Annotated in this window: 20 protein-coding genes; 10 read left to right on the plus strand and 10 right to left on the minus strand. The window is 67.9% G+C overall.

The genetic code is table 11. The annotated features are described in order from the left end of the window. The first annotated feature begins 10 nt into the window (after window positions 1–10). Window positions 11–817: an SDR family NAD(P)-dependent oxidoreductase gene (locus ACZY1G_RS06225; RefSeq protein ID WP_463821900.1), complete on the plus strand. Its 807-nt coding sequence runs from the start codon at window positions 11–13 to the stop codon at window positions 815–817. On the opposite strand, the gene ACZY1G_RS06230 is transcribed toward ACZY1G_RS06225, so the two are convergent. The 3 genes from ACZY1G_RS06230 to ACZY1G_RS06240 form a co-directional block, all read right to left on the minus strand. Next, a complete protein-coding gene (locus tag ACZY1G_RS06230; protein ID WP_463821901.1) occupies window positions 818–1,396 on the minus strand; it encodes a hypothetical protein in 579 nt (192 codons plus the stop codon). Beyond that, window positions 1,393–1,965: a tetratricopeptide repeat protein gene (locus tag ACZY1G_RS06235; protein WP_463821902.1), complete on the minus strand. Its 573-nt coding sequence runs from the start codon at window positions 1,963–1,965 to the stop codon at window positions 1,393–1,395. Before ACZY1G_RS06235 ends, ACZY1G_RS06230 begins: the two co-directional genes overlap by 4 nt. A gap of 101 nt (window positions 1,966–2,066) precedes the next feature. Beyond that, entirely contained in the window at window positions 2,067–2,672 is a 606-nt protein-coding gene (locus ACZY1G_RS06240) for a TetR/AcrR family transcriptional regulator (protein ID WP_463821903.1), read from the minus strand. A gap of 108 nt (window positions 2,673–2,780) precedes the next feature. Here ACZY1G_RS06240 and ACZY1G_RS06245 point away from each other — a divergent pair, with 108 nt between their 5' ends. Continuing rightward, the gene (locus ACZY1G_RS06245) at window positions 2,781–3,650 is read left to right on the plus strand and encodes an alpha/beta fold hydrolase (RefSeq protein ID WP_463815478.1); all 870 of its coding nucleotides are present in this window, start codon (window positions 2,781–2,783) and stop codon (window positions 3,648–3,650) included. A gap of 19 nt (window positions 3,651–3,669) precedes the next feature. Here the strand turns inward: ACZY1G_RS06245 and ACZY1G_RS06250 are convergent, their stop codons facing one another. Beyond that, on the minus strand, window positions 3,670–4,608 hold the full coding sequence (locus ACZY1G_RS06250; RefSeq protein WP_463821904.1) for a hypothetical protein: 939 nt from the start codon (window positions 4,606–4,608) through the stop codon (window positions 3,670–3,672). Window positions 4,609–4,642: 34 nt separating this feature from the next. Here ACZY1G_RS06250 and ACZY1G_RS06255 point away from each other — a divergent pair, with 34 nt between their 5' ends. Continuing rightward, a complete protein-coding gene (locus ACZY1G_RS06255) occupies window positions 4,643–5,422 on the plus strand; it encodes an adenylate/guanylate cyclase domain-containing protein (RefSeq protein WP_463822216.1) in 780 nt (259 codons plus the stop codon). Here the strand turns inward: ACZY1G_RS06255 and ACZY1G_RS06260 are convergent. Further along, window positions 5,412–5,582 carry a hypothetical protein gene (locus ACZY1G_RS06260; RefSeq protein ID WP_463815475.1) on the minus strand — a complete coding sequence of 57 codons (171 nt, stop codon included), beginning with the start codon at window positions 5,580–5,582 and terminating at the stop codon, window positions 5,412–5,414. The two genes, ACZY1G_RS06255 and ACZY1G_RS06260, sit on opposite strands and share 11 nt — an antisense overlap. A 42-nt stretch (window positions 5,583–5,624) precedes the next feature. Here ACZY1G_RS06260 and ACZY1G_RS06265 point away from each other — a divergent pair, with 42 nt between their 5' ends. From ACZY1G_RS06265 to arr, 7 genes are all read left to right on the plus strand, one after another. Then, entirely contained in the window at window positions 5,625–6,302 is a 678-nt protein-coding gene (locus ACZY1G_RS06265; protein WP_463815818.1) for a guanylate cyclase, read from the plus strand. Between the two features lie 94 nt (window positions 6,303–6,396). Continuing rightward, window positions 6,397–6,999 carry a hypothetical protein gene (locus tag ACZY1G_RS06270; RefSeq protein ID WP_463821905.1) on the plus strand — a complete coding sequence of 201 codons (603 nt, stop codon included), beginning with the start codon at window positions 6,397–6,399 and terminating at the stop codon, window positions 6,997–6,999. Window positions 7,000–7,012: 13 nt separating this feature from the next. Further along, window positions 7,013–7,930, plus strand: a complete 918-nt coding sequence (locus ACZY1G_RS06275) for a Vgb family protein (RefSeq protein ID WP_463821906.1) — start codon at window positions 7,013–7,015, stop codon at window positions 7,928–7,930. Between the two features lie 117 nt (window positions 7,931–8,047). Beyond that, window positions 8,048–8,413, plus strand: a complete 366-nt coding sequence (locus ACZY1G_RS06280; RefSeq protein ID WP_463815472.1) for a hypothetical protein — start codon at window positions 8,048–8,050, stop codon at window positions 8,411–8,413. A 59-nt stretch (window positions 8,414–8,472) separates the two neighbouring features. Then, the gene (locus tag ACZY1G_RS06285; RefSeq protein WP_463815471.1) at window positions 8,473–8,682 is read left to right on the plus strand and encodes a hypothetical protein; all 210 of its coding nucleotides are present in this window, start codon (window positions 8,473–8,475) and stop codon (window positions 8,680–8,682) included. A 33-nt stretch (window positions 8,683–8,715) separates the two neighbouring features. Then, the gene (locus ACZY1G_RS06290) at window positions 8,716–9,210 is read left to right on the plus strand and encodes a nitroreductase/quinone reductase family protein (protein ID WP_463815469.1); all 495 of its coding nucleotides are present in this window, start codon (window positions 8,716–8,718) and stop codon (window positions 9,208–9,210) included. A gap of 106 nt (window positions 9,211–9,316) precedes the next feature. After that, on the plus strand, window positions 9,317–9,745 hold the full coding sequence (arr, locus tag ACZY1G_RS06295) for an NAD(+)--rifampin ADP-ribosyltransferase (protein WP_463821907.1): 429 nt from the start codon (window positions 9,317–9,319) through the stop codon (window positions 9,743–9,745). A gap of 3 nt (window positions 9,746–9,748) precedes the next feature. Here the strand turns inward: arr and ACZY1G_RS06300 are convergent, their stop codons facing one another. From ACZY1G_RS06300 to ychF, 5 genes are all read right to left on the minus strand, one after another. After that, window positions 9,749–10,147, minus strand: coding sequence for a VOC family protein (locus ACZY1G_RS06300; protein ID WP_463815467.1), 399 nt, complete (start codon window positions 10,145–10,147; stop codon window positions 9,749–9,751). 49 nt (window positions 10,148–10,196) lie between these two features. Continuing rightward, window positions 10,197–10,832: a class I SAM-dependent methyltransferase gene (locus ACZY1G_RS06305; RefSeq protein WP_463815466.1), complete on the minus strand. Its 636-nt coding sequence runs from the start codon at window positions 10,830–10,832 to the stop codon at window positions 10,197–10,199. Between the two features lie 43 nt (window positions 10,833–10,875). Further along, a complete protein-coding gene (locus ACZY1G_RS06310; RefSeq protein ID WP_463815465.1) occupies window positions 10,876–11,829 on the minus strand; it encodes a DUF1254 domain-containing protein in 954 nt (317 codons plus the stop codon). Window positions 11,830–11,901: 72 nt separating this feature from the next. Further along, window positions 11,902–12,297 carry an ester cyclase gene (locus tag ACZY1G_RS06315; RefSeq protein ID WP_463815464.1) on the minus strand — a complete coding sequence of 132 codons (396 nt, stop codon included), beginning with the start codon at window positions 12,295–12,297 and terminating at the stop codon, window positions 11,902–11,904. A gap of 29 nt (window positions 12,298–12,326) precedes the next feature. Further along, a complete protein-coding gene (ychF, locus tag ACZY1G_RS06320; protein WP_463821908.1) occupies window positions 12,327–13,400 on the minus strand; it encodes a redox-regulated ATPase YchF in 1,074 nt (357 codons plus the stop codon). Between the last annotated feature and the right edge of the window lie 49 nt (window positions 13,401–13,449).

Genomic DNA, 13,449 nt, shown 5'->3' on the forward strand with positions numbered 1-13,449 from the left:
GGCTGGCGCCATGCCACTGCTGCCACCCGTCTCGGACACCGGGGCGGTGCTGGTCACCGGAGCGTCGTCAGGCATCGGCGAGCAGATCGCCCGCGAGTTCGCCCGCCGCGGCTACCCGGTGGTGCTCGTGGCCAGGCGCGCCGACAAGTTGACCGCGCTCGCGCAGTCTCTGGACTCCCGCGCCTACGTCCTTCCCGCCGACCTGGCCGACCCGGCGCAACGCGCCGCGCTGCCCGATCAGGTCGCCGCACTCGGGCTGATCGTCGAGATCCTCGTCAACAACGCCGGCATGTCCAACCTCGGACCGGTCGCGCGGGTGCGCGTGTCCGACGAGCTGCGGCTGATCGAGCTCGACGTCGCCGCGGTCGTGGATCTGAGCACCCGCTTCGTCCCCGCGATGGTGACGCGCGGTCGCGGCGCGGTGCTCAACGTCGCCTCGGTCGGCGCATTCGGGCCGGTGCCGTTCCAGGCCTCCTACGGGGCGGCCAAAGCGTTCGTGCTCTCGTACACCGAGGCCATGCGGGAGGAACTGCGCGACAGCGGCGTGACGGCAGCCGTGGTGTGCCCCGGCCCCGTGCGCACCGAATTCGGCGCCAACGCAGGCATTCCCGACGAAGAGGCCGAGAAGATGCTGCCCGCTTTTCTGTGGGAACAGGCAGACGCAGTGGCGCGCACGGCGATCGACGGCCTTGACAAGGGTCGCGGCGTGATCGTTCCCGGGGCCCCCAACCGGGCGGCCGCACTGCTCTATCGCTATGCGCCGCACCGGATGCTGCTGCCACTGCTGGGCCGCAGCCACCCTGGCAGCAGGACGTGACTAGACCGGATCGAACTCTGAGATCAGCCACCGGTCGCCGACCTTGTCGAGGGTGATGCGCACACTCGAATTCGTGGCGGTCGGGGCGTCCCCGCCGACGGTCACGGTCTGGTTGACGAACACCAGCACGACCGCCTTCTCAGCGGTGGCCAAGACCGACGCCGCGGCGGGCACCGAGGCGACAGCCGAGATCTGCTTCTGCTTGGCGTCGGGGATCACGACGTCGTCGGTCAGCGACGTGTACGAATCGCGGAATTCACCGGTGAGCAGCTCCCGGGCGGTACCGAGCTGCTGATCGACCTTGTCGGGGGTGTACGACAGCAGCGCGACCGTGATGTCCCGAGCCGCCTGCACCGACGCCGCCGCGGCGACCTCCCGGTCACGCTCCCCGTCGTCCTGCCACTTGAGATATCCCGCACTCAGCGCGAGGACCAACGCCAGCGCCGGCAGCAGCCCGAATGCGACGACGCGCATCCACACCGGACGCCTGCGCGCGACCGGCGTCGTCGCCACATCGCCCGTGTCCTCGATCGGCCGGGCCTCGTGCGCCGCTGACGTCTCGTCGATCGCCCCGGTCACGGCACGAAGTCCACGTTGGACACCTTGGCCTCGTCACCGATCTTCTCCACCGAGATGCGCATCCGAAAGGCCCGCGGCTTCTGGTCCTGCCCGCCGGCATTGGACGTCTTGACCGTCACCGCAACCAGCACCTGCGCCTCGTGATCGGTCGAGCTCTCCACCCCCGCCTCGGCAATCGTGCCGACCGACGTCGACTTGGCGACCTCGACCACCTGCTTGAACGGTTCCGCGCGCTGCTGGTAGTCGTCGTAGAACGTCCCGGTGGCCGAATCCAGCACCCGCTGCACATCGGCGTCGGCGTGCTGCCAGTCGATCGTCGTCAGGTTCAGCGCGCCTCGGCGGGCCACCTGCAGGAACTGTTCGCGCTGCTCCTGCGCCCGGTGCGATTCCCAGGTGCGGTAACCCAGCCAACCGGTCAACCCGGCGAGCGCCACCGCGGTGACCAGACCGACGATCAGCGCCGCCCTGACGTTCGACCGCGGCGTAGGCGCCGCGCTCAAAGTCTCGTTGTCGGCGAGGCTCTCGTCGGTGTCGAGAATATCGCCGGGAGGCGCAGCATCGCCCGCCATGTTCGCTCCTTTGCAGCGCCGGTGGCCAGTGTCTGCAGAGACGTCTGCCCGGACCAACGTACGTGCCGCGGGAGGAACCTCAGGTGGCGGCTCGAGGCGCGTCACTCATGCGACACCGCACCAACCGCGCGCAGGGCGAAGTCGAGCAGCCGGGACTCGGCGTGCTTGACCGCCTGCACGTCCTCGGGCGCGACGCTGGACAGGATTCGACTCACCAGCGCGCTGATCGCGACCGCGTCGTGCTCGGGATCGGCCAGAGGGAACGCCCCGGAGGCGCGCCCGCGGCGCAGGATGTCGGCGAGCGAACGCTCCCTGCTCGCATGCGTGCGCTCCCGCAGGTCTCGGTAACCGGCTGCCGAGCGGACCTCCTCGGAGTCGATGACGGCCATCTGCATCCGCCGCTGCGGGTCGACGAGAAGATCGAAGATCTCTCCGATCCAGGCCGCCAGTTGATCGGCGGGGCTCCCGACCGCGTCGGCAGCCACCCGGTCGACCCGTTCCGCGATCTCGTCGGCGCCTTGCTGCAGCAGTGCGAGGAAGAGATCGTCCTTCGATCGGAAGTGGCGGTAGAACGCTCGGCTGGAGACGCCGGCGATGCGCAGGATGGCCGACATCTTGACAGGTTCCCGGTGCGGATCGGACAGGCAGCGGTAGGCGGCCTTGATGATGCGCCGCCGTTCGTCGTCGGAGCCGGCCACAATTTGCACAAGCGAAAATATTAGAGCGATGCCGGCCATCCAGGACCCGAGATCGCCGTAACTGGTGTGCTGGGTAACCTCAGCCTGACGGGGACCGGCGAGAGGACGCGGTGGACGATGACCAGCAGCGATGCGACGACCGCAACCTTCATCGGCGCCGAGGGCCTGCGGTTGGTGGCCGACGAGTGGAACCGTCCGTCGACCTCCGACGACGCCGACACAGGGCGCCCGTCGGTTCTGATGCTGCACGGCGGCGGGCAGAACCGCTGGTCCTGGAAGAACACCGGGCAGGTGCTGGCCTCCCGCGGACTGCACGTGGTCGCCCTCGACAGCCGCGGGCACGGCGACAGTGACCGCTCCCCCGATGCCCGCTACAGCGTCGACGCACTGTCGGCCGACACCGTCAATGTCCTCGACCAGATCGGGCGGCCGACCGTCCTGATCGGCGCCAGCATGGGCGGACTGACCGGCATCCAGGCCGCGCGCGACGCCGGCCCGCAGCGGGTCACCGGTCTGGTGCTCGTCGACGTGGTGCCGCGGTACGAGAAGGACGGCAGCGCACGCATCCGCGACTTCATGTTCAGCCACGTCCACGGATTCGACTCGCTCCAAGACGCCGCCGACGCGGTCGCCGCTTACCTGCCACACCGCACCCGCCCGCAGAACCCCGAGGGGTTGAAGAAGAATCTGCGGCACCGCAACGGACGCTGGTACTGGCATTGGGATCCGGCGTTTCTCACTGCGCCGCATGATGATCCGTTCCTGCGCGTGGAACAACTCGAGCAGGCGGCCGTCGAGTTGACCGTCCCGATCCTGTTGATCCGGGGCAAGCTGTCCGACGTGGTGAGCGAGCAGGCTGTCGCAGACTTCCTGGAGAAAGTGCCGGGCGCCGAGTTCGTCGAACTCTCCGGAGCGGGGCACACCGCCGCCGGCGACGACAACGACGCCTTCTCCGAAGCCGTGGTGTCGTTCGTCCTGCGGCCGTGACGGATCGGCCCCGGTCTTCTCACACCAGCAGCGGCACACCCTCCACCGGGTCGGCTCTGAGGATCTCGAACATCGCTGCGGGACTGGTCAATTCGGTCCTGGATACCGCGGTGCCCGCCACGACGAGTCGACAGGTCGCCACCGCCGAGTTGTAGCAGTACTTCTCGGCGCCACCGGTGTCGGTGTAGGTCAGGCCGATTACGTCCTCGGCGGCGGCCGCGATCTCCCCTTCGATCGTCTGCTCCCCCACCCGCGCCCCGAAACTCCAGGTGAAGGGCTCATACCGGCCGTGAGTCTGCAGGCTGCCCGCGACGCTGCGCACAGCGAACTCCATCCCGGCGTGGCGCAGCACGAAGAGCGTGACCGCGGGCAGCAGAACCGGGCCCAGTGCGGCCCGCGCGGTGATGATCTCGAGGGTGGTGTCCGGCGCGTCGTCGAACGCGCACACCTGCCCGTAGGCGTAGGCAGCAGTGTGCCGGCTGCCCCAATTGTGGTTCACGCTGCCCACCCACCCGTCGAGATCGACTGTCAGCCCGTCGATCTCGAGGCGGCCGTTCACCTCTGCCCTGGGATGCCGCACGAGCGTCTTCGCCGGCGGGAAGCGCGACTGGTAGGCCCGGTCGGACAGGACCCGCACCGCAGGCTCACCACCCGGCCTGATCGTCAGATCCCAGCGCGCGCGGCCGGCGAGCGCACCGACCGCAGCCGTGTCCGTCAGGGTCGTACCTCCGATCTGCGCGGTCCACGGAACGTCCTCGAAGACGGCGGTATCGATCGGAACGGATTGCCGGTGCGCCCGGTGCCCGGCCGCGTCGAACGCCATCACCCACACGTCGGCGCTCGCGGTGCCGGTCGACGAACGCAGCAGTGTCTCCCGCAACCAGATCGCGCGGGCACCGTCCCCGCTGGTGGCGCGCAGCCAGCGACTCTCGTAACAGGGGGCCTGTGAACAATTCACGCCCCCAGCATCCAATACTGGAGCGGTGACCGGGATGCAGATCGTCGCGTTGGCACTGGCCGCGCTCGCCGTCGGCGAGGCGGTCGCGATCGGAGTGCTGTGGCGACGGGCCCGGGCCGCACAAGCCGAGGCGGACGAGCTGCGGGGTCGCCTCGACACGCGACAGCTGCTGGTGTCGGGCGGCACGAAAGCCGTCAAGACGGTGTGGCAGACCGCGAACATCCTGCGGCGCGACGGCCTGGGCGCGGCGGTGCGCTCGTCCATCGAGGATCTCGCGGATTGGGCCGAGGTGGAACGGCCCGATCTCGCGCGGCTGTCCCGCAACGGGCGGCTGGCGATCATGTTTTCCGACATCGAGGAGTCCACCGCGCTCAACGAGCGCATCGGCGACCGCGCGTTCGTGCGGCTGCTCGGCAGGCACGACCGGGCCGTGCGCCGCCACGTGCAACGTCATGAGGGCCACGTCGTCAAGAGCCAGGGCGACGGGTTCATGGTCGCGTTCGCCCGCCCCGAGCAGGCCGTGCGCTGCGCAATCGACATCCAAGACGCACTATCCAAGCGGCGCAACGGCATTCGTGTGCGCATCGGAATCCACACCGGGAAGTCGGTACTACGCGGCGACGACGTGTTCGGCCGCAACGTGGCGATGGCGGCGCGGGTCGCGGCGCAGGCCGAGGGTGGTCAGATCCTGGTCAGTTCCGCAGTACGCGACGCGCTCGGCGTAGACAGCGACGATCTGGTCGTCGAGCCGAGCCACGACACGGAATTGAAGGGCTTCTCTGGGACCCACACGCTGTACGCGGTCACCGCGTGACGTCGGGCTGTTGCGCCTGCGCCAGGCGCTGGTGCAGGCGGGCGCGGATGTCGTCGGGAGTGTAGGAGTTGCGCCGACGCTGATCGCGAGCGACCAGCACGCCGCCGGCGACCACGCCCGCCGCCCCGGCCAGCCCGACCCACTTCCAGATTCCCCGCATATGCCCCAGTCTGCCTAAGCTGCGGGCATGAATCCAAGCACGGTGTCTCTTGAACGCGCGCTGGATGAAACGCGTACGGGCGACATCTGGTTGTTCCGCGGACACTCGGGGCCCGACCGGGCGATCCAGTCGATGACCAACAGTCCCGTCAACCACGTCGGGATGACCGTCGCGCTGGAGGATCTGCCGCCACTGATCTGGCACGCCGAACTCGGCGACAAGCTCCTCGATCTGTGGACCGGCACTCACCACCGCGGGGTGCAGCTCAACGATCTGCGGGCAGCGGTGGACCGCTGGTCGAACGCCTACGGTCAGCGCTGTTGGCTGCGCCAGCTCACGCCGCCCGCGACGACGCAGCAGGAGGATCGCATGCTGTCGGTGATCGCCCGCATGGACGGCACCCCGTTCCCCTCCACGGCTCGTCTGACCGGGCGCTGGCTGCGCGGGCGGGTGCCCACCGTCAGCGACTTCACTCGCGGAATCCCACTGATACACAAGGCTGTTCGTCGGTCGGCAGAAAAGCGCAAGGCCGAGCGGACGCAGATGGGCCTCGAGACCGCATACTGCGCGGAGACCGTGGCGATCACCTACGAGGAAATGGGGCTGCTCGTCACCGAGAAGAATGCGAACTGGTTCGACCCGGGATCGTTCTGGAGTGGTGACGATCTGCCCCTGGCCGACGGCTGCCGCCTCGGAGACGAGATCGCGGTCGTGCCGTGAAGAACTCCGGTGAAACGCCGGGGCGGCTACCGGCTTCCGTGCACCCGCAATGCTTTGCTGTTCGCAGGCACCGCGAGACAAGGGAGTGTCAGGCATGACCGTCACCGCCCGAGCCCCGTCCCCCGACGCTGATGACGAGCCGCGCACGCGCTCTCGCGGACGGGCGCTGTCCATCGTCGTCGCCTCGCTCGGCACGCTCGTGATCATCGTCGCACTTCTGCTCACGACTCGTGGCCCTGCCACGCAAGAGGTGCAATCGATTCCAGCGCAGCCGAATGCAGCATCAGCGCGGGTGGCTGCACCCGTGACGCCCGCGCCCGTGGCGCCCGCGCCGCTGCCCGCTCCCGCGGTGGCAGCACCGGCCGCCCCGGCGGATGCACCGGAGGCCATGCCGATGGACAGCCAGGGCTTCATCGACTCCGCAGCACGGTGCGACTCCGGTCAGAGCGCTGTCGCCGTCGCCCGCACCGACCGCGCGGCCATCGCGGTCTGCCGCGACGGGGACGGATACACCTACCGCGGCGTGCGATTGCGTGACGGCGCGTCACTGCGCCTCGACGACGTGCGCCTGATTCCTGCCGGATTCGAAGCGCGCAACGACACCACCACATACCGACTCACGAACACCGAACTCGTCGTCATAGACGGTGAGGCACTGCAGAGCCGGGACCGCGTCATCGAATACCGGGCCGGCTGAATCGGTTTCACCCGTGCCCACGATCACCGCGATCCACCACCCCGGGCTCAACGCGCCCTCGGGCATCATCGCCGCCGGCGGCGACGTCTGGTTCACCAACATCGGTGACCACCGAATCGGCCGGGTACGCGACGGTGAGGTCGAACTTTTCGGCGCCGAGGCGGGCGTCATTCGCTTCCCTGCCAACATCTTTCCCGCAGCTGACGGCCGGGTGTGGTGCACCAGCCTCGGCTCCGATGCACTGGTCGCCATCGACCCGCGCAGCCCCGATCCGGCGTCGACGATCACCGCATGTCCCCTACCGGCCGGGAGTCGCCCGGTGGCGCTCAAGTCGGCCCCCGACGGTCGGCTGTGGTGCTCGCTGCGCGGCAGCGATGCGATCGCTTCGGTCGATCCGTGCGCCGACGATCCCGCGGCGTCGCTGCGTTTGATCACCGACGACGGCATCGCCGCCCCCGCCGCCCTGTACGTGACGACGGACGGTCGGCCGTGGTGGGTCAACGCGGGATCGCTCGGTAGCTGCGATCCGCGCACCGGGGAGGTGACGACGGTCGCGTCGCTTCCTGCGACTCCGAGGGCATGGGCGCAGGCCGATGACGGCACGCTGTGGCTGACCACCCGCGAGCCCGCGGGACTACTGAGGTTCGACCCCGGGGACCCCATCGGCACCATGCGCCACTTCATCCACCCTGATCTCGGCGAACCCGACGGAATCTGCCTCGCCGGCGGCCGCCTGTGGTTCGTCGACACGGCCACCGACCGCATCGTCGGTGTCGCGCCGGATCGCGCGTCTGACCAGCAAGCCTGGACGTTCGTCAGCTCGCCCGACATCCGCGGACCGTTCGACATCAAACCCGGCCCGGACCCGAGTGTGGTGTGGTTCACAAACAAGGCGGGAAACACCCTCGGCCTGCTCAGCGCTGAACCCTGACGGAACGTTCGAACTCACCGCGGCCGCGCATCGGTTTACTGATCGAATTCTGTGGCTACGCTGAGAAACGGTTCGGGGGGTCGTTGCGTTCTTCACAGCGACTCTAAGGAGGGTTTCATGCAGTTCAAAAAGATCGCCGCCGGCGCTATGGCGGCCGCAGCATTCGGGTCGGCCATATTCGGCCTCGGCGCAGGGATTGCCCAGGCGAAGCCGGGCCACGGTCACGACGACATCTGGCTGCCGGGCGATCCGCCTGGCCACAACCCGTGGGGCCCGCCTGGCCAGATCGCCAAGGGTCCAGGCCCGCTGGCCGGCCCGCCCGGACACTGGGGTGACCCGGTCCGTCTGGGACTTCCGCCGGTGTGGCGTCCCGCCAACTGGATCGACCTGGGCATCCGCGATCCCCAGCCACTGGTGTGGAACCCGGGCAGCAATTCCTGGGGCATCTGGTGGAACGGGTTGTTCATCGGCTACGTGGGCTGATGTCGGAGGTGTAGCCCGCTTGTGACCTGACTGCGACCGCGGTCGGGGAAGCTGACACTGTGGCCGCCGTCGTCGTGTTCTCGATGATGGCGGCCACAGGTCTGTTCGGGTACTACCTGGGCCGCCGCTCCACGTCACAATCGAGAAGCTGGCGCCAGCGCACGCGGCGGCCCGCGCTCGCCCGTCAGGCCGCCTCACTTCTGGCCCTCGTCGCCGTCAGCCAACTGCAGCGCAGCGTGCAGGGCCGGATCACGTCCCGTCGCGGCTGAGTCGCTTCGCCATGCTGGGGTAGCTTTCCGAGTATGCCGCTTCGCTACGTCGACCCGCACCGGAAACGGGGCAGCTCCTACCAGCGCGGCGTGCGTTTCGGCCGCTCGCCCGTCGGCCAGTTCTTCGCACGCCACGTCGCGCGTCGCACCGACCCCTACCTGTTCCGGCTCACCGGCGGACGGGTCAACATGGGGCCCATCATCAACGCCCCGCTCGTGTCCACCGGGGCGAAGTCCGGCCAGCGCCGCCAGACGCAGCTCACCTACTTCCACGACGGGTCCGACGTCATCCTGATCGCCTCGAACTACGGGAAGCGGCGGCACCCGTCCTGGTACTTCAACCTGACCGTGCACCCGGAATGCGAATTCGGCGACGAACCGTTCACCGCCACGGAGATCACCGATCCGCAGGAGTACGCGCGGCTCTTCGCGTTGGCCGAGCAGGTGTACGCGGGCTATGACGACTACCGGGAGAAGACGGCGGACACGGGCCGCCAGATTCCGATCATGAGGCTGACGCCGCGCTGAATCGCGGGTTCCCTTCTCAGACTGTCGCACGGTAGGGGGCTTGCCGCAAGACCCCGGTGATGCCGCACACTGCTCCGACCGGATCAGTCGACGGACGGAGAGCTCGATGCCCGAATCACCGAAACCCTTTGTGCCACACGAATCTGGCGCGTTCCTGCACGGCAGCAAGGCCGACCTCACGGTGGGTGATCTGCTGGTGCCCGGCCGGCCGATGAACCACGACGTGAACCGGCAAGCCAACCACGTCTACGTGACACGCACGCTCGATGCGGCGACGTGGGGGGCGGAGCTCGCTGCCGGCGACGGACGTGGCCGCATCTATGTCGTCGAGCCGACGGGAACCCTGGAGGACGACCCCAACGTGACCGACACACGCATGCAGGGGAATCCGACGATGTCCTACCGCACCCGCGAGCCGGTGCGCGTCGTCGGCGAAATCACCGACTGGGTCGGGCATTCCGCCGAGCAGATCCAGAAAATGAGGGACCGGCTGGCCGACCTCAAGGCCCGCGGGCTCGACGTCGTCTACGACTGATCCTCAGACCCCGAACTTGGCGCGCGCCGCGTCGGTCACCGGCGTGAACAGGTTCACCAGGTTGCTGTCCGGGTCACGGAACAGCAGTGCGCGATTGCCCCACGGCATCGTGGTCGGTTCGGTGACGACGTCGTCCAATTGCCCTTGCAGACGGGCATATTCGGCGTCGACGTCGGCTACGAGGAACTCGATGATCGCGCTGCGGTTGGCCGCCGGCTCGGCAGACCCGGCACCGAAGAGCGGCACCGTCTTGTCACTGCCGATGGCCAGCGTGCCGACCGGTGTTGCGATCTCGGCGAACAGTTCGTTGCCCCAGGCTGCCGAGGAGGTGGTGACCAGCTCGTAGAACGAGACGAGGCGCGCCACGTCGGCGGTGATGAGACGGATCGACAGGAGCTTCATGCCGGCAGACGGTAGACCTGGCCACCGACATCATCGCCGCGCCGACGGCTCAACCAGGCAGATCGCAGACCAGAAGGTGGAATGCACCGTCGCCGTCGCCGACGCGCCGGTCCTCGATCTGGGCGAACCCAGCGTCCCGGAGCACGCTCACGACCTCCGCGATGGGTCGCAACCGGAAACCGTGCCGGGTGAACGGCATCTTCGCCATCTGACTCGGGTCACCGACGCCGAGGACCAGCCGCCCGCCGGGCCGCAACACCCGCGCCAACTCGGCCAGGGCCGCGGGGAGGTCGGACACGAAATAGATGGTGTTCGTCGAGATGATCGCGTCCAGCACGGACTCCTCGAGGGGCAGGCTCTCCATCCGGCCGGAATGCAGACGCAGACGCCCGCGCGCGATCGCGTCGGAAAACCGGCGCCTCGCATCGGCAAGCATCGTCTCCGACATCTCGATGCCGTGCACCACTGCGACACCGCGGTCGAGGAGGAGCGAGAGCCCGACCCCGCCACCGAAGCCGATGTCGCCGACCTCGGCGTCAGGCCCGCACTCCGTGGCCGCGACGGCAGCGACGACCACCGACCGGTTGCCGCGATTGAGGAGGCGGCCAACGACACGACCGGCGAACCCGGTCGGTTCACCGAGCTGGCGAGCCAGCCCGGCGAGCGCGCGCTGCGCAATCGGCATGGCTCATTAGACCAGTCATAGCAAGCGATGTCGTTCGGATTCCTCAGGAGCCGCCGGGCCGCAGTGTCGGCGGAGACCACCGACCTTCCACGATCTCCGCTCTCGGCTTGTAGAGCCGGATGAGGTAGTTCCACCCGTCCGGGCACACGATCGCATTCGGGGGGACGACACCCTCGGTCGAGGCGATGAAACGAACGGTGACCGACCCGTCGCTGTCACGCTCGCCGGTCACGCTGTTGACGGTGTAGAGGTCCTTGTCGTTGGCCCGGAAGAACCCCGCGGCGTCATACACCGACACCGACCAGAAGGCGTCGATCGGAACATCGACGAACCGCAATTCGTAGTCGCCGGGCGGGACCCTCGGGTCCACACCGATGTACGTCGCCTCCGATGTCGGCAGGCCACCCCACCCTGCCGCGCATGCGATCAGATGATGGATCGGATCGACGTCCTCCCGCGTCCCGAACGAGCGATCGAACTGGTCGAGTCCACGTGCGAGCTCCAACAGCGCCCCGCGAGTGGCGTCCAAGCTGTCGCGGTCGTAGTCGGGCATGACGAAATCGTCTCGCCCACCACCGTCGAGTTGCAGCTGATCCTGAAGCGCCGTGACGGCAGCGACATCGTCGGAGTCGTTCGGATTCACCAGGATTCGTACCCCGATGAAGGCGTAGCGAGAACCAGCAGAGTCGCTGGTGATCAGGTGCTCGCCGGGGTCGTGCAGAACGCTGTTGATGTAGTGGTCCTCGTTCACCACCATCACCGAGAGGTACCGGCCGCCGGCGTCGGGCACTGTGAGGCGGACCGGTTCGGCGAGGTCGACGACAGCGAAGCTGTAGAGGGTGTCGCGGTTCAGTCTGATGACGGTCTGCTCGTCGATGCGGGCCGGGGCCCGGTTGTGCCGGAACCGACCGATTCCCCCGGCCACCGCCTGGTTGTCCGCGAACATCCGATGGCTCTCAGCGCGGACGAAGTTGTCGACATTCACTCGGATCGCCACGACCGCCACACTAGTGAGCGCGCGGTGCGGGCACCCATCAATCAGGAAAGAGTCGGGCGCCGGCCGTCGCCGCTACGACCCTTTGGACAATTGCTCGCGAATCGCTTCCTTGTCGATCACCGACCAGACCTCGACGATCTGCCGATTGTCGAAGGCGTAGAACACATGCTCGGCAAACGAGACCCGTCCGCCGGTGGGCTCGACGCCCAGGAAGGCCCGCTGTGGAGTGCACTGAAAGAAGAGCCTGCACGACACCACGCGGTCGTCGGCAAGCAGGATGTCCGGGGTGAACTCGAGGTCGGGTATCGCGTCGGTGTCGGCCACGAGCATCGCCCGATAACCGCTCAGACCTACCCGTTGCCCGTTGTACACGACCTCCTCGGCGACGAACTGTCCGAGGTCGTCCCATCGCCGTTCGTTCAAGCAGGCCAGGTAGTCGCGATAGATCAGAAGCAGGTCGCTGTTCATCGGTCGTCCGACTCCATCACTTCTTCTCCCTAGACGTTGAAGCGGAACTCCACCACGTCGCCGTCGGCCATCACGTAGTCCTTGCCCTCCATGCGGACCTTGCCCGCCGCCTTCGCCGCGGCCATCGAACCGGCGGCTACCAGATCGTCGAACGACACGATCTCGGCCTTGATGAAGCCCTTTTCGAAGTCGGAGTGGATCACCCCGGCCGCCTTTGGTGCGGTGTCGCCCTGGTGAATCGTCCACGCGCGGGCTTCTTTCGGGCCCGCAGTCAGATAGGTCTGCAACTTCAACGTGTGAAAACCGGCGCGCGCCAACGCATCCAGCCCGCGCTCGGTCTGCCCGATCGATTCCAGCAGCTCGGCTGCGGACTCCTCGTCGAGCTCCTGCAGTTCCGCCTCGATCTTGGCGTCCAGGAACACCGCGTCCGCCGGAGCCACCAGCTCCCGCAGCTCGGCGACGCGCGCGGCGTCGGTGAGCACCGACTCGTCGGCGTTGAACACGTACAGGAACGGCTTGGACGTCATCAGGTTCAGCTCGCGCAGCGGCGACACGTCGACGCCGGCCGCGAACAGGGTCGTGCCGCCGTTGAGCACGTCCTGCGCGGCGAGCGCCGCCTCGTGGATCGGCTTGCGGTCCTTGTGGGTGCGCGCTTCCTTCTCCAGCCGCGGCAGCGCGCGCTCCAGCGTCTGCATGTCGGCGAGGATCAACTCGGTCTCGATGATCTCGATGTCGGACTTCGGATCGACCCGTCCGTCGACGTGTACGACGTCGCCGTCGGCGAAGACACGCACCACCTGGCAGATCGCGTCGCTCTCCCGGATGTTGGCCAGGAACTTGTTGCCCAGACCGGCGCCCTCGGAGGCACCTTTGACGATGCCGGCGATGTCGACGAACGTCACCGGCGCCGGCACGGTCTTCTCCGAACCGAACAGCTCGGCCAGCTTGTCCAGGCGCGGATCCGGGAGTGCGACCACACCCTCGTTCGGTTCGATCGTCGCGAACGGATAGTTGGCGGCCAGTACGTCGTTGCGCGTCAGCGCGTTGAACAGAGTCGACTTACCCACGTTCGGCAGTCCGACGATTCCCAGATTCAAGCCCACGGAGACCACAGTCTGCCAGATGTCTGCCAGACGTCACCGCCACACAGGC

The sequence above is a fragment of the Mycobacterium sp. IDUB_5 genome (assembly GCF_055419565.1).

Bases quoted from the DNA above. Each gene is read 5' to 3' on its own strand.
- ACZY1G_RS06225 (WP_463821900.1), top strand. From the start codon at position 11: ATGCCACTGCTGCCACCCGTCTCGGACACCGGGGCGGTGCTGGTCACC.
- ACZY1G_RS06235 (WP_463821902.1), bottom strand. From the start codon at position 1,965: ATGGCGGGCGATGCTGCGCCTCCCGGCGATATTCTCGACACCGACGAG.
- ACZY1G_RS06245 (WP_463815478.1), top strand. From the start codon at position 2,781: ATGACCAGCAGCGATGCGACGACCGCAACCTTCATCGGCGCCGAGGGC.
- ACZY1G_RS06255 (WP_463822216.1), top strand. From the start codon at position 4,643: ATGCAGATCGTCGCGTTGGCACTGGCCGCGCTCGCCGTCGGCGAGGCG.
- ACZY1G_RS06260 (WP_463815475.1), bottom strand. From the start codon at position 5,582: ATGCGGGGAATCTGGAAGTGGGTCGGGCTGGCCGGGGCGGCGGGCGTG.
- ACZY1G_RS06270 (WP_463821905.1), top strand. From the start codon at position 6,397: ATGACCGTCACCGCCCGAGCCCCGTCCCCCGACGCTGATGACGAGCCG.
- ACZY1G_RS06280 (WP_463815472.1), top strand. From the start codon at position 8,048: ATGCAGTTCAAAAAGATCGCCGCCGGCGCTATGGCGGCCGCAGCATTC.
- ACZY1G_RS06290 (WP_463815469.1), top strand. From the start codon at position 8,716: ATGCCGCTTCGCTACGTCGACCCGCACCGGAAACGGGGCAGCTCCTAC.
- arr (WP_463821907.1), top strand. From the start codon at position 9,317: ATGCCCGAATCACCGAAACCCTTTGTGCCACACGAATCTGGCGCGTTC.
- ACZY1G_RS06300 (WP_463815467.1), bottom strand. From the start codon at position 10,147: ATGAAGCTCCTGTCGATCCGTCTCATCACCGCCGACGTGGCGCGCCTC.
- ACZY1G_RS06305 (WP_463815466.1), bottom strand. From the start codon at position 10,832: ATGCCGATTGCGCAGCGCGCGCTCGCCGGGCTGGCTCGCCAGCTCGGT.
- ACZY1G_RS06315 (WP_463815464.1), bottom strand. From the start codon at position 12,297: ATGAACAGCGACCTGCTTCTGATCTATCGCGACTACCTGGCCTGCTTG.